This window comes from Rhodanobacter sp. OR92 (assembly GCF_000427545.1).
GTDB classification, from domain to species: Bacteria; Pseudomonadota; Gammaproteobacteria; order Xanthomonadales; family Rhodanobacteraceae; genus Rhodanobacter; species Rhodanobacter denitrificans.
The window spans coordinates 98,487-117,808 of sequence record NZ_ATYF01000014.1 but is presented as its reverse complement, the minus strand read 5'-3'; the positions used below and the strand labels follow the sequence as shown (position 1 = coordinate 117,808).

Annotated in this window: 14 protein-coding genes and 1 riboswitch; of the genes, 10 read left to right on the top strand and 4 right to left on the bottom strand. The window is 68.1% G+C overall.

Annotated elements, in window-relative coordinates:
* Window positions 1–50 precede the first annotated feature (50 nt).
* The 10 genes from RHOOR92_RS19850 to RHOOR92_RS0108755 all read left to right on the top strand — a co-directional run bounded on the left by RHOOR92_RS19850 (window position 51) and on the right by RHOOR92_RS0108755 (window position 11,551).
* The gene (locus tag RHOOR92_RS19850) at window positions 51–215 is read left to right on the top strand and encodes a hypothetical protein (protein ID WP_157781450.1); all 165 of its coding nucleotides are present in this window, start codon (window positions 51–53) and stop codon (window positions 213–215) included.
* Entirely contained in the window at window positions 212–664 is a 453-nt protein-coding gene (locus tag RHOOR92_RS19010; protein WP_050980811.1) for a TonB-dependent receptor plug domain-containing protein, read from the top strand. The genes RHOOR92_RS19850 and RHOOR92_RS19010 overlap by 4 nt, the downstream gene beginning before the upstream one ends.
* A 12-nt stretch (window positions 665–676) precedes the next feature.
* Window positions 677–2,167, top strand: a complete 1,491-nt coding sequence (locus RHOOR92_RS18625; protein WP_051281171.1) for a TonB-dependent receptor — start codon at window positions 677–679, stop codon at window positions 2,165–2,167.
* A 1-nt stretch (window position 2,168) separates the two neighbouring features.
* Window positions 2,169–3,278 (top strand): PepSY-associated TM helix domain-containing protein, encoded by a 1,110-nt coding sequence (locus RHOOR92_RS0108785; protein ID WP_027490080.1) that lies wholly within the window; start codon window positions 2,169–2,171, stop codon window positions 3,276–3,278.
* Between the two features lie 55 nt (window positions 3,279–3,333).
* Complete coding sequence (gene dusB / locus RHOOR92_RS0108780; protein ID WP_027490079.1) at window positions 3,334–4,320, top strand: tRNA dihydrouridine synthase DusB; 987 nt, start codon at window positions 3,334–3,336, stop codon at window positions 4,318–4,320.
* 138 nt (window positions 4,321–4,458) lie between these two features.
* A riboswitch (cobalamin riboswitch) is annotated at window positions 4,459–4,669 on the top strand.
* 192 nt (window positions 4,670–4,861) lie between these two features.
* Complete coding sequence (gene metE / locus RHOOR92_RS0108775; protein WP_027490078.1) at window positions 4,862–7,156, top strand: 5-methyltetrahydropteroyltriglutamate--homocysteine S-methyltransferase; 2,295 nt, start codon at window positions 4,862–4,864, stop codon at window positions 7,154–7,156.
* A gap of 180 nt (window positions 7,157–7,336) precedes the next feature.
* Entirely contained in the window at window positions 7,337–8,536 is a 1,200-nt protein-coding gene (metK, locus tag RHOOR92_RS0108770) for a methionine adenosyltransferase (protein WP_027490077.1), read from the top strand.
* A 101-nt stretch (window positions 8,537–8,637) separates the two neighbouring features.
* Window positions 8,638–10,500: an ATP-binding cassette domain-containing protein gene (locus tag RHOOR92_RS0108765; RefSeq protein ID WP_027484537.1), complete on the top strand. Its 1,863-nt coding sequence runs from the start codon at window positions 8,638–8,640 to the stop codon at window positions 10,498–10,500.
* A 147-nt stretch (window positions 10,501–10,647) separates the two neighbouring features.
* On the top strand, window positions 10,648–11,277 hold the full coding sequence (locus RHOOR92_RS0108760) for a glutathione S-transferase family protein (RefSeq protein ID WP_027490076.1): 630 nt from the start codon (window positions 10,648–10,650) through the stop codon (window positions 11,275–11,277).
* A gap of 4 nt (window positions 11,278–11,281) precedes the next feature.
* Window positions 11,282–11,551, top strand: coding sequence for a GIY-YIG nuclease family protein (locus RHOOR92_RS0108755; RefSeq protein WP_027484539.1), 270 nt, complete (start codon window positions 11,282–11,284; stop codon window positions 11,549–11,551).
* A gap of 9 nt (window positions 11,552–11,560) precedes the next feature.
* Here RHOOR92_RS0108755 and RHOOR92_RS0108750 read toward each other — a convergent pair whose 3' ends face one another.
* The 4 genes from RHOOR92_RS0108750 to RHOOR92_RS0108735 form a co-directional block, all read right to left on the bottom strand.
* Entirely contained in the window at window positions 11,561–12,871 is a 1,311-nt protein-coding gene (locus RHOOR92_RS0108750; RefSeq protein ID WP_027484540.1) for an ATP-binding protein, read from the bottom strand.
* Between the two features lie 37 nt (window positions 12,872–12,908).
* On the bottom strand, window positions 12,909–14,306 hold the full coding sequence (locus RHOOR92_RS0108745) for a sigma-54 dependent transcriptional regulator (protein WP_027490074.1): 1,398 nt from the start codon (window positions 14,304–14,306) through the stop codon (window positions 12,909–12,911).
* A gap of 129 nt (window positions 14,307–14,435) precedes the next feature.
* Window positions 14,436–16,853: an ADOP family duplicated permease gene (locus tag RHOOR92_RS0108740; RefSeq protein ID WP_231378354.1), complete on the bottom strand. Its 2,418-nt coding sequence runs from the start codon at window positions 16,851–16,853 to the stop codon at window positions 14,436–14,438.
* The gene (locus tag RHOOR92_RS0108735; protein WP_027490073.1) at window positions 16,854–19,301 is read right to left on the bottom strand and encodes an ADOP family duplicated permease; all 2,448 of its coding nucleotides are present in this window, start codon (window positions 19,299–19,301) and stop codon (window positions 16,854–16,856) included.
* Window positions 19,302–19,322 lie beyond the last annotated feature (21 nt).

The window sequence follows — 19,322 nt, the reverse complement described above, 5'->3', positions numbered from 1 at the left end:
TATTGCGAATCATTTTCATTTAACATGCACCTCCCCAACCGGAGGCCTCCATGTCATTCGCCGTTCGTCCGTTCGCTCTTGCCCTCGCGCTCGCCGGCGTCGCCCATGCCGCCGACCAGAAGGATGCCGTCGAGCTCAGGCGCATCGAGGTCTCCGAAAGCACGCTGCGCATGCCGCAGAGAGCCAGGGCGCGCTGCCGACCACGATCACGGTGATCACCAGCGAGGACCTGCGCCAGCAGCTGGCGATCACGCCGGACCTCTCCGACGCCATCGGCAACCTGCTGCCCTCGTTCGCCCCCTCGACGCAGAAGCTCAGCTCGCGCGGGCAGACCCTGCGCGGGCGCAATCCGCTGTACATGATCGACGGCGTGCCGCAATCGAGCCCACTGCGCAACGGTTCGCGCGATGCCTACACGATCGACCCGGCGATGATCGAGCGCATCGAGATCGTCGAGGGTTCCAACGCGATGCAGGGCCTGGGCGCCGCCGGCGGCATCATCAACATCATCACCAAACAGGCGCCGAAGCAGGATGGCGTGCGCCAGGAAGTCACCGTCAACACCGGCGCGCCGACCCGCGGCGCGAGCGGCCTGGGCTACGGCGCGGCGTACCTGCTCGGCTTGCGCAGCGGCGCGTTCGACCTGGTCGCCGGCGCGTCGTGACGCAAACGCGGCATGTACGCCGACGCGAAGGGGCGGCTGATCGGCGTCGATGGCACCCAGGGCGACCTGATGGATTCGGTGAGCACGGACGGCTTCGCCAAGCTCGGCTACGACTTCGCCGGCGCGCGGCGGCTGCAGCTCACCGTCAACCGCTTCGACCTGCAGGGCGACGGCGACTACACCGCGGTGCCGGGCGACATGGCCAACGACCTGCCGACCACCTCGATCCGCGGCAAGCAGCCCGGCGACGCGCCGCGCAACCGCGTGCTGACCAGCAGCCTCGACTACCGCGACCCGGCGCTGGCCGGCGGCGAGCTGCGCGCGCAGCTCTATCACCAGAAGAACCGCGAACTGTTCGGCGGCGGACGTTTCGCCACCTTCCAGGACCCGGCCTACGGTCTGAACGTTTTCGACCAGTCGCAGAACGCGTCGACCAAGGACGGCGCGCGGCTGTCATGGGCCAGGCGCGGCCTGCTCGACGACAAGCTCACCCTGCTGGCTGGCGCCGACGGCTATCGCGACACCACCTTCCAGGAGCTGACCCACACCGGCCGCCACTGGGTGCCGGACAGCACCTACACCGGCTGGGCGCCGTTCCTGCAGGCCGAATACTGGCCAATCGAATCGCTGTCGCTGTCCGGCGGCCTGCGCCACGAGCACGGCACGCTGGAGGTGCCCACCTTCCGCACGCTGGCAGCCTACAACGGCGTCACCGTGCAGGGTGGCTCCACCAGTTTCAGCAAGACGCTGCCGAACGTCGGCGCGGTCTGGTACCTCACCGGCCGGCTCAACCTGTTCGCCAGCTACGCCGAGGGCTACACCCTGCCCGACGTGGGCCGCGTGCTGCGCGCGATCAACCAGCCGGGCCAGAACGTGGCCGACTTCCTCGACTTGAAGCCGGTGGTCTCGGACAACCGCGAAGCCGGCGCCGAGTACGCCGGCGACCGCGCGGGCGCGCGGGTGAGCTACTACGTCTCGCGCTCACGGCTCGGCTCGGTATTGGTGTTCGACGCGCCGAACCAAGTCTACAACGTGATGCGCCAGCGCACTGCGATCAGCGGCTGGGAGGCACGCGCGAACTGGCAGCCGTTCGACGGCACCCGCCTCGACGCGTCCTTCGCGATCAACCGCGGCCGCTCGGACCGCAACGGCGACGGCCAGGTCGACTCCGACCTCGACGGCGCCAACATCGCGCCGAACCGGCTCAACCTGTCGTGGACGCAGCGCTGGAACGACGCGCTGTCGAGCTACCTGCAGTTGAGCCACGCCTACAGCCGCGACTTCGCCACGCTGGGCCGGCGCAGCGCGCGCTTCGACGGCTACAGCACCGCCGACGCCTACCTGAAATGGCACAGCGGCAGCGCCGGCGACTGGACGCTGGGCGTGCAGAACCTGGCCAACCGGCAGTTCATCAACTACGTCTCGCAGACCGTCGGCGACGATGACTCGTACTTCGCCGGCCGCGGCCGCGTGGTCTCGCTGACCTGGCAGCAGGCCTTCTGAAGTGCCCGCCGCGACCACGGTCGACGCATCCGCGCACCATGCCGGCGCCGTGCGGCACTGGCTCAAGCGCCTGCACCTGTGGGTTGGCCTCAGCGTGGGGCTGGTCTACGCACTGATCGCGCTCAGCGGCAGCGTGCTGGTGCTGCAGGGTCCGCTGCTGCGGCTGATGCATCCGCCGTTGGCCGCACACGCGTTGCCCGACGCGGCGGCGCGCACGGCCGTGCTGACGCGCATCGCGCACGAATGGCCGTCCAGGGGACTGCGCGGCGCCGATCTGCCGACCGCCGGGCTGCCTGTGTGGCAGCTGTATTTTTCCGACGGCTCACGGCGCTATCTCGATCCCTCCAATGGCGACTTGCTGCTGACGCGCGCACCCGGCAGCGACCCGCTGCTGACCTTGCGCGACTGGCATACCCACCTGCTCGCCGGGAAAACCGGCGAAGCCGTGCTGGGCGTGCTCGGCTGGCTCATGCTGGGGCTGCTGCTTTCCGGCGTGTGGCTGTGGTGGCCAGGCCGGCGGAACCTGCGCGGCAGCCTGCGCATCTACACGCAGCCGCCGGCGCGGCGCTGGGTCAGCTGGCACCGCAACGTCGGGGCGATCAGCCTGCCGTTGCTGCTGCTGGTGACCTTGACCGGCACCTTGATGGTCTACGGCGCGGGCACCCGACACGTCCTGCAGGCGCTGTTCGCGGATGCGCCGGCCACGCCGACGCCGGCCCGCATCGCGCCGCGCCCGCAGGCGATCGACTGGGCGGCGGTGCTCGACGCCGCGCAACACGCGCTGCCGGGCGCCGAATTGCGCCGCATCGCGCTGCCCGCGGCCAACGACGGCCGCGTGACGATTCGCGCACGGGCGCCGGGCGAATGGCATCCGGTCGGACGCAGCCAGGTGTGGCTCGATCCCTACCGGGCCCAGGTGCTGGGCGCCGTCGACGCCACCGCCGAAGGCACCGGCGCGCGCCTCAGCAACGCGGTTTATCCGCTGCACGCCGGCAGCGTGGGCGGCCTGGCCGGAAAGCTGCTGGTGCTGCTGTGCGGCCTGCTGCCGCCCTTCTTCCTGGTGACCGGGTTCCTGTTCTGGCGCGCGCGCCGACGGCGCCACCGCCGATAAGCGATCCCGGAGGCCGTCGGCACGGCAGTTTCCGCGATTCACTTACAATGGGCGGATGCAAATCGGCCCTTACCTGATCGACCCGCCGCTGGTGCTCGCCCCGATGGCGGGCGTCACCGACAAGCCGTTCCGCCTGCTGTGCAAACGGCTCGGCGCAGGCTTGGCCGTGTCCGAGATGACCACCGCCGACCCGAGCCTGTGGCAGACGCGCAAGTCGCTGCGCCGGATGGACCACGCCGGCGAACCCGAACCGGTCAGCGTGCAGATCGCCGGCTACGATCCGGCGATGCTGGCCGAGGCGGCACGCTTCAACGTCGCCAACGGCGCGCAGCTCATCGACATCAACATGGGTTGCCCGGCCAAGAAGGTGTGCAACGTGTGGTCCGGTTCGGCCCTGCTGCAGGACGAGCCGCTGGTGGCGCGCATCGTCAAGGCCGTAGTCGATGCCGTCGACGTACCGGTGACGCTGAAGATCCGCACCGGCTGGAACCGCGACAACAGGAATGCATTGACCATCGCGCGCATCGCCGAGGATGCCGGCATCGCCGCGCTGGCCGTGCACGGCCGTACCCGCGCCGACAAGTACGAGGGCGAGGCCGAGTACGCCACCATCGCCGCGGTGAAGGCCGCCGTGCGCATCCCGGTGCTGGCCAACGGCGACGTCTGCACCCCGCAGCAGGCGAAGCACGTGCTCGCGATCACCGGCGCCGACGCGGTGATGATCGGCCGCGGCGCGCAGGGCCGGCCATGGATCTTCCGCGAGATCGGCCACTACCTCGCTACCGGCGAGCTGCTGCCCGAACCGGAACCGGCCGAGGTCGCCGCGATCCTGCTCGGCCACCTCGAACACCTGTACGCGTTCTACGGCGAGCAAGCCGGCGTGCGTATCGCGCGCAAGCACCTGGGCTGGTACGCGAAGGACCGCCCCGAGAACGCCGCGTTCCGCCAGGTGGTCAACCGCGCCGAAACCGCCGGCGAGCAGTTGCGCCTGACCCGCGACTACTTCGCCGCGCTGGCGAGCGGCGAGCGCCTGGCCGCCTGATCGGCCCTTCCTGCAGAAGCGCGCAGCCCTTCTGAAGCGACTTCAGCCGCGGCAGCTCCACGATCTGCAAAGAACATCGCGGCCGAAGCCGCTCCCACGGGCGATCGTCGTCATTTGACTTTGGACGTCCATACGGCTAACTTGCGACTCGCTGATGGTATTCATCTTTCTATGCGTATAAAGAGATGAATTCAAGGGAAGCCGGTGCGAATCCGGCGCTGCCCCGCAGCGGTATGTGGAAACGACCTCCGTCACAGGCACTGGCTGCGATGCACCCGGGAAGCGACGGATAGCAGGCCGCGCAAGACGTCCACGAGCCCGAATACCTACCTCAGCCGGAAGCGCGCACATGCGTTTCCGTCCGGCCTGGCGTTTCCGCGGGGAACGCCGAAGCTTGCGCGTCGCTGCCCTCCGGGCTTCGCGCCGGCTTCGCCTGCCCGCGGCAACGCCGGTTCGCCCGCGGGGGCGAAGGTCAACGGCCCGGCGATCCTGCCGGCCATCTCCTTCGTTCCTCTTTGCCCATCCTGCAGGAGGAATATCCATGTCACTCGTTACCCATTCCGGCTTTCCGCGCATCGGCCTGAAACGCGAACTCAAGCGCGCACTCGAAGCGCACTGGCGCGGCGACACCGACGCACGGGCCCTAAAGGACGCCGCCCGCACCCTGCGCCTTCGCCACTGGCAACTGGCGCACGCTGCCGGCGCCGATGTCGTGCCGTGCAACGATTTCAGCCTGTACGACCACGTACTCGATACCGCCGTGCTGTTCGACGCCATCCCCGAGCGCTACCGGCCGGTGTTTGCGGAAAACGCGCTGGACGGCTACTTCGCGATGGCCCGCGGCCACAAGCGTGGCGGCCACGACCTGCACGCGCTGGAGATGACCAAGTGGTTCGACACCAACTACCACTACCTGGTGCCGGAGCTGCAGGCCGGTCAGCGCTTTGCACTCAACGGCGACAAGCCGCTGGCGGAATTCCGCGAGGCAAGGTCGCTCGGCCTGCATGCGCGGCCGGTGCTGCTCGGTCCGGTGTCGTTCCTGCTGCTCTCCAAGACGGTGGACGGCAGCGACCGGCTCGCCCTGCTCGATGCCCTGTTGCCACCCTACGCCGACCTGCTCGGGCAACTGGCCGACGCCGGCGCCGACTGGGTGCAACTGGACGAGCCCTGCCTGGTACTCGACCTGGAGGACGTCGACCGCGCGGCGTACCGTCATGCATACGCGACACTCGCCGCAGCGCGCACGCCGCGGTTGCTGCTGGCCAGCTATTTCGGCGCACTGGGCGACAACCTGGCCATGGCCGCCGCGTTGCCGGCCGATGGCCTGCACGTCGACCTGGTGCGCGCACCGGAGCAACTCGATGCCGTGCTGGATGCGCTGCCCGCCGACCGCATCCTCAGCGCCGGGGTGGTCGACGGCCGCAATATCTGGCGCAGCCATCCCGGACGCGTGCTGCCGTTGCTGCGCAAGGCACGGGCGCGGATCGGCGACGAACGCCTGTGGCTGGCGCCATCGTGCTCGCTGCTGCATGTGCCGATCGACCTTGAGGCGGAAACCGGGCTCGACCCGCAGCGACGCGCGTCGATGGCGTTCGCGCGGCAAAAGATCGAGGAGCTGCGCGTGTACGCCGATGCCCTCGCCGGCCAGCCCGAAGCCGATGCCGCGCTCGCCGCGCAACAGGGGCTGCTGGACGCGCAGGCGAATGCGCCCGGCGTGGTCGTTGCCGGCGTGCGTGGCCGCCTGCACGCGCTCGGCCCGCAGGCCTGCCTGCGCCGATCCGCCCACGCGGTGCGCCGGGCGTCCCAGGCCGAAGTCCTCGACCTGCCACCGCTGCCCACCACCACGATCGGCTCGTTTCCGCAGACCGACGACCTGCGCAAGGCACGCGCCGCGCATCGCGCCGGCAAGCTCGACGACGAGGCCTACGAGCAGCGGCTTCGGGCGGAAATCGAACGCGTGGTGCGCTTCCAGGAGCGCCTCGGGCTGGACGTGCTGGTGCATGGCGAGCCCGAGCGCAACGACATGGTCGAGTACTTCGGCGAACAGCTGGACGGCTACCTGTTCACCCGGCTCGGCTGGGTGCAGAGCTACGGTTCGCGCTGCGTGAAGCCGCCGGTGATCTGGGGCGACGTGGCCCGGCCCGCACCGATGACGGTGCGCTGGTCGCGCTATGCGCAGTCGCTCACCGACAAGCCGATGAAGGGCATGCTGACCGGCCCGGTGACGATGCTGCAGTGGTCGTTCGTGCGTGACGACCTGCCGCGCGAAACCGTCTGCCGGCAGATCGCGCTGGCCTTGCGCGACGAGGTGCACGATCTGGAAGCGGCCGGCATCGGGCTGATCCAGATCGACGAGCCGGCCCTGCGCGAAGGCCTGCCGCTACGTCGCGCCGACTGGCCCGGCTACCTGGCGTGGGCGGTGGAGTGCTTCCGCATCGCCGCCGGCGGCGTGCGCGATGCGACCCAGATCCACACCCACATGTGCTATTCGGAGTTCAACGACATCATCGAGGCGGTGGCGGCGATGGATGCCGACGTGATCTCGATCGAGACCAGCCGTTCGCGGATGGAACTGCTCGACGCCTTCGCCCGCTTCCGCTACCCGAACGGCATCGGTCCCGGCGTTTACGACATCCACTCCCCGCGCGTGCCCGGGCAGGAGGAAATCCTCGACCTGCTGCACAAGGCGCTCGACGTGCTGCAGCCCGGGCAGCTGTGGATCAACCCCGACTGCGGCCTGAAGACCCGCGGCTGGCCCGAAGTGGAGCAGGCCCTGCGCCATATGGTCGACGGTGCGCGGCAGCTGCGCGCCGAGCTGGAAGCCATTCCCGGATAGCGCGTCGCCGGCGATCGTCCGCTCCCGCCGGAGCGGACGGTCCTGCGGCCGTCCAAACGGCTGAACCCGGAACCAACCCCGCAGGACCCGGAATCGCCGCGGGCTGCAAAACCGGAGGCAGCGATGTATCATGCCCGACTTCTTTTATCTTTCTATCCGAACGAAAGGATATAAACCGCGATGTCCAACTACCTGTTCACCTCCGAATCGGTCTCCGAAGGCCATCCGGACAAGGTCGCCGACCAGATCTCCGACGCCGTGCTCGACGCGATCATCGCGCAGGATCCGCGCGCCCGCGTGGCCTGCGAAACCATGGTCAAGACCGGCGTGGCGATCGTCGCCGGCGAAATCACCACCAGCGCGTGGATCGACCTCGAAGCGATCACCCGCAAGGTGATCGTCGACATCGGCTACGACTCCAGCAACGTCGGCTTCGACGGCGCCACCTGCGGCGTGATCAACCTGATCGGCAAGCAGTCGCCGGACATCAACCAGGGCGTGGACCGCAAGAACCCGGAAGACCAGGGCGCCGGCGACCAGGGCCTGATGTTCGGCTACGCGACGAACGAGACGAAGGACATGATGCCGGCGGCGATCTACTACTCGCACCGCCTGGTCGAGCAGCAGGCGAAGGTGCGCAAGAGGAAGAATTCGCCGCTGCCGTGGCTGCGCCCGGACGCCAAGAGCCAGGTTACCCTGCGCTACGAGCACGGCGTGGCCACCGCGATCGACGCCGTAGTGCTGTCGACCCAGCACGACCCGGGCGTGAAGCAGAAGGATCTGATCGAGGCCGTGCGCGAGCACATCCTGAAGCCGGTGCTGCCCGCCAAGCTGCTGCACAAGGGCACCAAGTTCCACATCAACCCGACCGGCAAGTTCGAGATCGGCGGCCCGGTGGGCGACTGCGGCCTGACCGGCCGCAAGATCATCGTGGACACCTACGGCGGCTGGGCCCGTCACGGTGGCGGCGCGTTCTCCGGCAAGGATCCGTCCAAGGTCGACCGTTCGGCCGCCTACGCCGCGCGCTACGTGGCCAAGAACATCGTGGCCGCCGGCATCGCCGACCGCTGCGAGGTGCAGGTGAGCTACGCGATCGGCGTGGCACACCCGACTTCGATCTCGGTCACCACCTTCGGCACCGGCAAGATCAGCGACGAGAAGATCGAAAAGCTGATCCGCAAGCACTTCGACCTGCGCCCGTACGGCATCCTGCAGATGCTCGACCTGATCCACCCGATGTACCAGCAGACCGCCAGCTACGGCCACTTCGGCCGCACCCCGCACCAGATGAAGGGTCCGGACGGCAAGGCCTTCACCGCGTTCTCGTGGGAAAAGACCGACCGCGCCGAGGCGCTGCGCAAGGATGCGAAGCTGAAGTAGGCAGGCATCGCACGCTGTACCGGAATCGGGCCGCCTCGCGCGGCCCGTTTCTTTTTGGATGGCAACGCGGGTCGCAGCGTTGCTGCCGCTACAATGCGCGGATGTCCCTTATCCAACTGCAACGCGTCGACTTCAGCATCGGCGGCCCGCTCCTGCTCGAGCACGTCGATCTGTCGATCGAGGCGAACGAGCGCGTGTGCATCGTCGGCCGCAACGGCGAAGGCAAGTCCACCCTGATGAAGCTGATCGCCGGCGAGCTGCACGCCGACGACGGCGAGGTGCGGGTGCAGAACGGCGTGGTAATCGCGCGGATGGCGCAGGAAGTGCCGCACGGCACCGAAGGCAGCGTGTTCGACGTGGTCGCCGAGGGGCTGGGCGATCTCGGCCGCCTGCTGGCGCGCTACCACCATCTGCTCAATGAAGGCGACTTCGACGCGCTCGGCGACGTGCAGCACCAGATCGAGGCGCAGCACGGCTGGGACCTGGACCGCCGCGTCAGCGACGTGCTGACCCAGCTGGAACTGCCCGGCGAGACCGACTTCGCCGCGCTGTCCGGCGGCATGAAGCGGCGCGTGCTGCTGGCCCAGGCGCTGGTGCGCAAGCCGGATGTGCTGCTGTTGGACGAGCCGACCAACCACCTCGACATCGAAGCGATCGGTTGGCTGGAAAGCTTCCTCAAGCAGTTCCCCGGCAGCATCGTGTTCGTCACCCACGACCGCAGCTTCCTGCGCGCGCTGGCCACGCGCATCGTCGAGATCGACCGCGGCGCGCTGACCGACTGGCCCGGCGACTACGACAACTACCTGCGCCGGCGCGAGGAACGCCTGCACGCCGAGGCGCAGGCCAACGCGCTGTTCGACAAGAAGCTGGCGCAGGAGGAAGTGTGGATCCGCCAGGGCATCAAGGCCCGGCGCACCCGCAACGAAGGCCGCGTGCGCGCGCTCAAGGCGCTGCGCAACGAGCGCGCGCAACGCCGCGAACTGGGCGGCAACGTGAGGATGACGGCGGCCAACGCGCAGGCTTCGGGCAAGAAGGTGATCGAGCTCAAGCACGTGCACCACGCCTACGACGGCCGCGTGCTGATCGACGACCTCACCACCACCGTGATGCGCGGCGACCGCATCGGCATCATCGGCCCGAACGGCGCCGGCAAGAGCACGCTCTTGAAGATCATGCTGGGCGAGCTCAAGCCGCAGCGCGGCAGCGCGGAGCTGGGCACCGGCATCCAGGTCGCCTACTTCGACCAGCACCGGCTGCAGCTCAACGACAACTTGAATGCACTGGACAACGTGGCCGAAGGCCGCGAGTACATCGAGCTCAACGGCCAGCGCAAGCACATCATCGGCTACCTGCAGGATTTCCTGTTCTCGCCCGAGCGCGCGCGTGCGCCGATCACCCGGCTGTCCGGCGGCGAGCGCAACCGCCTGCTGCTGGCCAAGCTGTTCGCACAGCCGTCGAACCTGCTGGTGATGGACGAACCGACCAACGACCTCGACGTCGAGACGCTGGAGCTGCTGGAAGAACTGCTGACCGACTACCAGGGCACCCTGCTGCTGGTCTCGCACGACCGCGCCTTCCTCGACAATGTGGTCTCCAGCACCCTGGTGCTGGAAGGCGAAGGCCGCATCGGCGAATACGTGGGCGGCTACAGCGACTGGCTGCGCCAGCGGCCGGCTTCACGCAGCACGGCCACCGCCGGCAAGCCTGCCACGCCGTCACCGGCACCGGCCGCGGCGGCCGCGCCGAAGCGCAAGCGCAGCTTCAAGGAGCAGCACGAACTGGAACAGCTGCCAAAACGCATCGAGCAACTCGAAGGCGACATCGTCGCACGCACCGCGGCGATGAACGAACCCGCGTTCTTCCAGCAGGACAGCGCCGCCATCGTCAAGGCGAACGAGGCGCTGGTGGCACTGCAGGCGGAGCTGGATGCGGCGTATGCGCGCTGGTCGGAGCTGGACGGCTGAGAAGAGGAGCGAGTGGAGGGAGTGGGAAGCGAGAGGGAGCCAAAGCAGGCGCACTCCTGCCTTCTCTCACTTCCCACTCCGCTCCTCGCACTCCTGCTGCAACGCCCCGGCGTATCATTCGTGGATCATCCCCGCGGACAACCACCCATGTACACGCTCTACTACGCTCCCGGCTCGGCCAACCTGCTGGTGCACCTGGCCTTGCTGGAAATCGGCGCGCCGCACACGCTCAAGCGCATCGACATCGAGAAGGGCGAGCAGCGCAGCGCGGAGTACCTGGCGATCAACCCGAACGGCGTGGTGCCGACCCTGGTGGTCGACGGCGTGCCGCATGGCGAGGCCGCGGCGCTGGCGATGCTGCTGGCCGAACGCCATCCCAAGGCGGTGCTGACGCCGGCCGCGGGGAGTGCCGGGCGCGCAGACTACCTGCAGTGGATGCTGTACCTGGCCAACAACCTGCAGCCGCTGTTCCGGCAGTGGTTCTACCCCGGCGACCACCTGCCCGAAGGCGCCGACACGATCAAGCAGGCCGCCCGCGCCGGCATCGAGAAATGCTGGACGAAGGTCGATGCGCACCTCGCCGCCCACGGTCCGTACCTGCTCGGCGACCACTTCAGCGTGGTCGACCTGTACGCGCTGATGCTGATGCGCTGGTCGCGCAACATGCCCAAGCCCGCCACCGAATGGCCGCAGCTGGCAGCGCTGGCCACGCGCCTGAAGGCGCGCCCATCGTGGAAGCAGGTGTGCGCGGCCGAGGGCCTGGTCGAGTGGGCCTGAACGCATGAGCGACGGCGCCGGCGCCTGGGCCGTCTACCTGCTCGAATGCGCCGACGGCCGCGTCTACACCGGCATCGCCCGCGACCCGGAGCAACGCTACGCCAAGCATCTCAGCGGCAAGGGCGCCCGCTTCACCCGTTCCAACCCGCCGCGGCGGTTGCTGGGCTGGGTGTGGGTCGCCAGCCGCAGCGAGGCGCTCAAGCTGGAGATCAGCTGGAAGCGACTGCCGCGCGACGAACGGATTGTCGCGCTACGCGCGAGCCTCAGATTGTAGAAGCGCACTCTACAAGGCTGGATCCAGCGGCAACCACAGTTGTGCGATGGCACCGGGCATACCATCACGGGCAAGCAGGCTAACGCCGCCCTCATGGGCTTCGGCGATCTGCCGCACCAGGGCGAGGCCGATGCCTGACCCACCCGGCTTGGTGGTGAAGAACGGCACGAACAGGTTGTCGCTGCTGGGCAGGCCGGGGCCGTCGTCAAGAATCTCGATCAATGCACGCTCACCTTCGCTGCGCCAGCGCATCCGCACATGGCCATCACCGGGCAGGCTCGCTTCGACAGCGTTGCGCAGCAAGTTGATCAACGCCTGCTCGAGTTGGTCGGGATCGGCCTGCACGGGCAGCGGTGTGCCCGCCTCCACTTGCACGGCCACACGTTGCTCCAGCCGCGCCACCGCCGGCACCAGTACGGCCAGGTCGAGTTCGCGTTTCTGCGGCGCCGGCAACGCGGCGAGTCGGCTGTAGCCGGCGAGGAAGCGCGTCAACGATTCGGCACGGTTGCCGATCACCTGCAAGCCGCCGCGCGCATCCTCGCGCCAGTCCTCGGCCAACGGCTCGCGCGCGATCACGGTGGCCAGCGTGTTGGCCAGCGAATGGATCGAGGCCAGCGAGTTGTTGACCTCATGGCCGAGCACACGCAGCAGGCGCTGCCAGGCCTGGCGTTCTTCCTCGCGCAGCACGCGGCCGACGTCGTTGATCACCAGCAATCGACCGCTGCGGCCCTCATTGCGCAGCGGGGCGTGGCGGATGTCGAAGCGGCCGCTGCGGCCGGGGAACGTGTGCCTGATGACGCGCGCGCGCGGTGCTGCCAGCAGTACATCGAGCGCAAGCTCGCAGGCCTGTCGACCGATCAAGCTGCTCCGGTCACCGGCGAACAGACGCTGTGCCGCCGGATTGAGCAGACGCAGCCGCGTGTCGTGATCAAACACCAGCACGGCGCTGTCCAGCGCGGCCAGCGTCTTGCCGAGCAAGCGTGCGGAATCCTCGAATTGCAGGCGCTCCTTCTGCAGCCGGTCGGCCAGCGCATTGACGTCGTAGATCGCGTCACCAAGCACCCCGCCCTGCACCCCGCGCATGCTGTAGTCGCCCTCGCGAAGCGCTTCCAGCAAACCGGCCAGGGTGTACAGCGGATGCACCACGCGGCGGTGCTGCCAGCGTGCGATCAGGGCGGTGGTCACCACGATGGCAACGAGCAGGCTCCAGCACAGCATGCGGTCGGGAATGCCGGTCAGCAGAAAAACCACGACGCCGAGCAGCGCCGGCAGCGCCACCAGCCAGCCGCCGAGCAGCACGCGCCGCTCGAACACCGGCATCCGGGCACGATGCCGACGCGCAGGTGGCGTGGAGGAATCAATCGGCATCGTCGGACGAAGGGTCGCGCAGTGAATGTTTCTCCAGCCGTCGATACAACGTCTGCCGTGTGATGCCGAGCGCGTCGGCGGCGTGCTGCAGGTTGCCGTCGTAGCGCTCCAGCGCACGCCGCACCAGATGCGCCTCGGCCTGATCGATGGTCATGTCGTCGATGTCCTGCGCGGATGCCGTTGCCGCCGGGCCAGGCCCAAACGCAAGTGCGGAATCGCTGACCAGGTCGTGCTCGGCCAGCAGCGCGGCGCGCTCCATCAGGTGACCCAACTCGCGCACGTTGCCCGGCCAGAGCCACGCCAGCAGTGCGCGTTCGGCCGACGGCGCCAGCCGCAGGCCATGGCGGCCGTAGCGCGCCGCGCTGCGTTCGAGAAAGCGGCGCGCCAGCGGCAGGATGTCGTCACGGCGCTCGCGCAGCGGCGGCAGGCGGATCTCCAGCGTGTTGAGGCGGTACAGCAGATCCTTGCGGAAACGGCCCGCTTCCACCTCGACGGCAAGATCGGCATTGGTGGCCGAGACCAGCCGCACGTCCACGCTCTGCGTGCGCGAGGAACCGAGCCGTTCGAATTCACCGTCTTCCAGCACACGCAGCAACTTCGGCTGCTGCGACGGCGGCACGTTGCCGACTTCATCGAGAAACAGGGTGCCTCCATCGGCCAGCTCGAAGCGGCCAATGCGCTCGCTCTTCGCATCGGTGTACGCGCCGCGCACGTGGCCGAACATCTCCGACTCGAACACGTTCTCGGCGATGCCGCCCATATTGACCTTGACCAGCGCCCGCGCCGCCCGGCGCGACTGCGCATGCAACTGCTGCGCGATGACGCCCTTGCCGGTGCCGTTCTCGCCCAGCACCAGCACGTTGGCATCGCTGGGCGCGATCCGCGCCACCAACTCCATCACCCGCCGCATCGCCGGCGACTCGGCGATCAAGGCCTCGTTGCCGCCGCGCAGCAGCGCATTCTCCGCCTCCAGCCGGCGCTGCCGACGCGCGCCTTCGCCCAGCGCGATCTGTGTGCGCACGATGCTGAGCAGGCGCGTGTTGTCCCACGGCTTCTCGATGAAATCGCCGGCACCGCGGCGCAGCGCATCCACCACCAGCGGCACGTTCCCCCACGCCGTCATCACCACCACCGGCAACTCCGGCGCGTGCTGGCGCAACTGATCGAGCAAGGCCAGGCCCTCCTCGCCCGAGGTGGTGTCGCGGGTGTAGTTGAGGTCGATCAGCGCGCAACTGAAATCGCGCTGACGCACGGCATCCAATGCCGCGACCGGGTCGTTCACGCCGACGCTGGCGATGCCCTCAGATTTCAGCAGCAGGCGCAAGGCCTCGCGCACATCGGCCTGGTCGTCGACCAGCAGCACGGTGGGATGGGATTCGCGCGTCATATCGTTCCGTTTATCCAATGGCCCTCGCCAGGCTGCGCCACATTGTAGGAGCCCGCTGGCGGGCGATGCGTTTGATCTGAATCCCTAAACCCAGCCATTAAAGCAAGAGCATCGCCCGCGAGCGGGCTCCTACTCGTATCTCAAGGCAATCGCCGGGTCGACGCGCAACGCCCGGTACAGCGGCACCAGCGCAGCCAGCAGCGCGATGCCAAGCACCAGCAACAGTACCGGCACGAACACCGCCGGATCATGCGCCTGCGTATGCAAACCGGGATCGGCCAGCAGTTGCGACCACGGCCATGCCAGGACAGTGCCGACGAGCAGGCCGATGCCGAGCTGCCACGACAGTTGCCGCCCCACCTCGCGCACGATCGCGCCGTTGCCCGCGCCGATCGCGCGACGGATGCCGATCTCGCGTGTGCGCTGCGCCACGGAGAAGGCCAGCACGCCATACAGGCCGGCCGCCGCCAGCAGCAGCGCGATCAGGCCGAGCGCGCTGAATATCTGCGTCAGCACCATCAGCTTGACGCGCTCCATCGCCATCGCCTTCGTCTGGCTATACACCGCTGTCACGGCTGCCGCGGGGTCAACGCCGCGTATCACCTGTGCCAGTCGTTGGGCATAGGTTTCGGCTGCCGCATGCGTGCGTACGGCCAGTCGCAATCCTCGCAGAGGCGAATTCCCGGCCGCTTGCCGCAAGGGCATCAACAGCCTCGGCAGCACCCTCTCCAGCGGGCCATCGAGCTGCAACGGCTCGATCACCCCGATCACCGTCACCGTGCGCGCCCACGATTTGCCGGGATACAGGGTCAGGGTGCGGTTGAGCGGATCGTCGTGCGGCCACATCGCCGTAGCCATCTTGGCGTCGATGACCGCCACGGAGACGCTGTCGGCGCGCTCGCGTGCGTCGAAGAAACGACCCGCGGTGAGACGCACGCCATAGGTGTCGAGAAAGTTCGCATCGACGATGCCCACCTGCGCCCGTGGCCAGCCCCCGGCCGGGCGCGGCTGGCCCGGCAAGGCCACGTCTTCGTGACTGCCGAGCCGCGCACTGGGAATGGTGTTGGACGCCGTCGCCGCCACCACGCCCGGCTCGTGGCGCAGGCGCTCGACGGCGGTCTCGAAGAAACGGATGCGCTGTTCATCCTGCGGGTACAACAAGGGCGGCAGCGACACATACGCGGTGAGGACATGCGCGGCGTGGGCGGCGCCTGCGGAGCGTTGATCCAGCAGGCCGCCCAGCGCTCGGACGAAGGTGCCGGCCCCGACCAGCAACAACACGGTCAGGGCGACCTCGGCGATCACCAGGATCTTCGTCACCTTCACGAAGCCGCCGCCGGAACCCTTGCCGCCGTCGCGCAAGCTGTCCTGCAGGTCGGCACGCGCGGCGCGCCACGCTGGAATCAAGCCGGCCAGGCCGGTGCTGAGCACGGCGATGCCGACCGCGAACAGCGGTACCCAGCCATGCGCACCGAACCGATAGAACGCATTCGGCGGATCGCCGTTGGCGATGAAGGTTGCCACCAGCCAGCGATTGCCCCACTGCATGATCGGCCAGGCGGCAGCGAGCGCACCCGCGCTCAACAACAGACTCTCCATCAAGGCACCGGTCATCAGGCGAACACGGCTGCAACCCAGCGCGCTGCGTAGTGCCAGTTCACGGCGGCGGTTCAAGGTCTGCACCAGTTGCAGGTTCGCCACATTGACGCAGGCCAGCAGCATCACCAGCGCCGTGGCCGCGAACATCATCCAGACCCAACTGCGCGTGTCCTCGGGGATGAAGCTCAGCGCCAGCGGCTTGATCGTCAGCGGGCGGGCCGGTTGTCCGACGGGAAGCACGCGTTGCAGGTCGTCTGCCCGCGCTGCCAGTTCCGCCCGCGCCTGCGCCACGTCCGTCAAGGGCCGCAACCGCGCCACCCCCGACAGGCCGCGGTGCTGGCCCTCGGCCAGACGCAGCGGCATCCACAGCTGACTGACCTGCGGAAAGCTGAAATCCGCTGGCAGCACGCCGATCACTGTGGCCCACGCACCGTCCACCCGCACGGCTCGACCGATCACCCGCGGATCGGCCTGAAAATCGTTCCGCCACAGCGTCTCGCCCAGCAACAGCACCGGCGCCGCGCCGGGCGCGTCGTCACCGGCACTGAAGCCACGCCCCAGGATCGGTTTGACTCCAAGCAGATCCATCATCGACGCCGTGAACAACGAGCCCCGCCGATAACTCGCCCCGTTGCCGCTGTCGACATTGAACCCGCCGTCGACGTAGGCGCCGAGTTTCTCCACGTTGCGCAAGCGCCCCCGCAACAGCAGATACTGGTCGCTGTCGAGATCGCCGATGCCGTAGCCGTTGCTCGACTGCGCGCCGATCGCCATCAACCGCTCCGCCTGCGGATACGGCAGCGGCTGCAGGATCAGCGTATTGATCAGGCTGAACACGAACAGCACCACCCCCAGCCCAAGCCCCAGCACACCCACCGACAGCGCCGCGTACCCCGGCGGCCGGGCCAGGCGCCGCCACGCATGGCGCAATTCACGTAGCAACATCATCTACTCCCCTCGCAGCGCGCGCATCGGCGACACACGGCTCGCACGCCACGCCGGCACCAGACAAGCCAGCAACCCGACCGTGCCCAATATCACGCACGCGCCCAGCAGGGCGACCGAATCCAGGACGGCGGTGTGACCAAGCAAAGACATGAGCAAGTGTTTCAACGCGCCCGATGCGGCTACAACGACGCCAACACCAAGCATCAGCCCCACCCCAATCTGAAAAAAACCACCGCGCAACACCCATCGCACCAGCCGCGCCGGCGAAGCACCCAATGCCATGCGCACGCCGAATTCGCGTTCGCGCGCAGCGACCGCCACGGCCATCACCGCATATATGCCGGCTGCTGCAAGGAGCAATGCCAGCGAGGCGAATACACCGATCAACAACAGATTGAGGCGTGCATCCGCCGTGGTCGTATGCACGATGCTGCTCATCGTCCGCAGATTCGCAATGGGCTGATCAGGCGCCATCTCCGCTACCGCCGCACGTACCCCCGCGCGCCAGTCGTCCGAACTGCCATGGCCGCGCAGGACAAAACGCAAGGGCTCAAAGCGGCGAAAAACCGCCAGCAAGGGCTCGGGCATCTGCTCCAGCGGCACGTACAGCACGGGTTGCTTCGGCTGCAACGGACCGTTCTGCCAGGTGTCATCCACCACACCGACGATGCGCACCGGCCACACGACGTTGTCGCGGCTTTCCACTTCGATGATCTTGCCCAGTGCCCGTCCGCCGTAGTTCGCATCTGCCAGATCCTGGCTGACGATGGCCACCGGCTCGCCACCTCGCACATCATGGCGGGTGAAGTGACGGCCTTCACGCATAGTCATGGACAGCAGTTTCATGAAGTCGGGACCGACGCCGTGATACTGCGCATTGAACGTCGTGCCGCCCGGCACATGCATGGCCGAGCTGAACTGCCCAAAGCTGCCAATGCTGTCCGTGCTAGTGGGCAGGTTGGTGGTGACAGCGGCATCGGTAACACCAGGTATGGCGCGCAGTCGCTGCACCAATCGCTGCGTCAGGTGCTTTACCGCGGTCACGTCCGGGTAGCTCGCCTCGACCGGTGCCAGCTCGAAGGCAAGAACGTTGTCGTCGACAAACCCCAGATGAAGTCGCGACGCGTCATGAAGCGCATGCGTGAACAGGCCCGCCGCACATAGCAGCACGGCCGCCAAAGCTACCTGCGCCACCACCAGGGTGCGACCGAGGCGACCGGCATGACGACCGATGCCGCTGCGACCACCTTCGCGCAGCTCATCCACCGAGGTCGCCGTGCGACTGCGCCACAGACCGAGCGCCGCAGCCAGGAGTGCCGCCAACACGCCGATGGCCAAGGCCAGCCCCCACGCGAATGCACCCACGTGGACGCGCCCACCCACCAGCCACTTGGCCGGAATGAATGCCTGCAACAGGCCCAACCCCGCCGCCGCCAGCGCCATGCCCAGCAAGGCGCCGCCCAACCCGACCAGCAGCCCCTCGCCCAGCGCCGGCAACATCAGCCGCAGCAAGGGCGCGCCCAGCGCACTGCGAACGGCGGCATCGTGGCTGCGCGACAACGTGCGCAGCAGCATCAGATTGGTCAAGTTGACCAACGCAATCAGCAACACGAGCAACGCACTGATCAGGAACAGAACCAGGATCGGCCGCGAACCGTGGTGTTGCCACGCGTGGAGGCTTTCAACGCCATAACGGGTTCGCGCCATGGTGTCACCGCTCCCCGCCGTGGCCAGATCCAGCGCATGCAGGCGCCCATCGACTTCCGCCGACACGGCGCCCATGCCGGCTCCGTCAGCAAGCCGCGCAACGACCATGTAATTGGCGCCATCGTCGTTGCTTGCCGCTGGCAACGCCATCGGCACCATAATGTCGCCGGCCCCGGCCAGCTCGTCAAAGCTGGCCGGCAAAACGCCGACAATGCTGCGCACCGTGCCTTCCACCCGCATGCTGCGGCCGATGACGCCCGCGTCGCCGCCATAACGGCGTTGCCAGAAGCCATGGCTGAGCATGACCGCCTGCGGCCCGCCCGGGTGATCTTCCTGTTCGTTGAAGTTGCGTCCGATGATCGGCTGCAATCCCAGCGTGGGCAACAGGTGCCGGTCCGCATAGAGCCTCGGCACCTGCTCCGGCACACCGTCGCTGACAATGTTTGCCACCGAGCCGGCCTGCTTCAGCGCCATGGATTTCACGCCCTTGAGTGCGGCCAGTTGCTGATACTGATGCGGGGAAATCGTGCCGACGTCGCTGCCACGCATACGCCCAACTACCACCAGCCGCGACGGCTCCGGCGCCGGCAACGGCCGCAGCAAAGTACTGTCGATCAGCGCGAACACCGCCACGCTGGCGCCCACGCCCAGCGCCAGCACGCCGGTCGCCAGCAGCAGGAAGCCGGGGCGGCGCAGGCTAGCCCGCCAGGTGCGCCAGATTTCTGCCAGCCACACGTTCATGCACCCGCCTCCACTCGCGAC

What these genes read in the sequence shown, in the direction of transcription:
- RHOOR92_RS0108745 (WP_027490074.1), bottom strand. Translation starts at nt 14,306, where the DNA reads ATGACGCGCGAATCCCATCCCACCGTGCTGCTGGTCGACGACCAGGCC.
- RHOOR92_RS19850 (WP_157781450.1), top strand. Translation starts at nt 51, where the DNA reads ATGTCATTCGCCGTTCGTCCGTTCGCTCTTGCCCTCGCGCTCGCCGGC.
- RHOOR92_RS0108740 (WP_231378354.1), bottom strand. Translation starts at nt 16,853, where the DNA reads ATGATGTTGCTACGTGAATTGCGCCATGCGTGGCGGCGCCTGGCCCGG.
- RHOOR92_RS0108755 (WP_027484539.1), top strand. Translation starts at nt 11,282, where the DNA reads ATGAGCGACGGCGCCGGCGCCTGGGCCGTCTACCTGCTCGAATGCGCC.
- RHOOR92_RS18625 (WP_051281171.1), top strand. Translation starts at nt 677, where the DNA reads ATGTACGCCGACGCGAAGGGGCGGCTGATCGGCGTCGATGGCACCCAG.
- metE (WP_027490078.1), top strand. Translation starts at nt 4,862, where the DNA reads ATGTCACTCGTTACCCATTCCGGCTTTCCGCGCATCGGCCTGAAACGC.
- dusB (WP_027490079.1), top strand. Translation starts at nt 3,334, where the DNA reads ATGCAAATCGGCCCTTACCTGATCGACCCGCCGCTGGTGCTCGCCCCG.
- RHOOR92_RS0108735 (WP_027490073.1), bottom strand. Translation starts at nt 19,301, where the DNA reads ATGAACGTGTGGCTGGCAGAAATCTGGCGCACCTGGCGGGCTAGCCTG.
- RHOOR92_RS0108750 (WP_027484540.1), bottom strand. Translation starts at nt 12,871, where the DNA reads ATGCCGGTGTTCGAGCGGCGCGTGCTGCTCGGCGGCTGGCTGGTGGCG.
- metK (WP_027490077.1), top strand. Translation starts at nt 7,337, where the DNA reads ATGTCCAACTACCTGTTCACCTCCGAATCGGTCTCCGAAGGCCATCCG.
- RHOOR92_RS0108765 (WP_027484537.1), top strand. Translation starts at nt 8,638, where the DNA reads ATGTCCCTTATCCAACTGCAACGCGTCGACTTCAGCATCGGCGGCCCG.
- RHOOR92_RS0108760 (WP_027490076.1), top strand. Translation starts at nt 10,648, where the DNA reads ATGTACACGCTCTACTACGCTCCCGGCTCGGCCAACCTGCTGGTGCAC.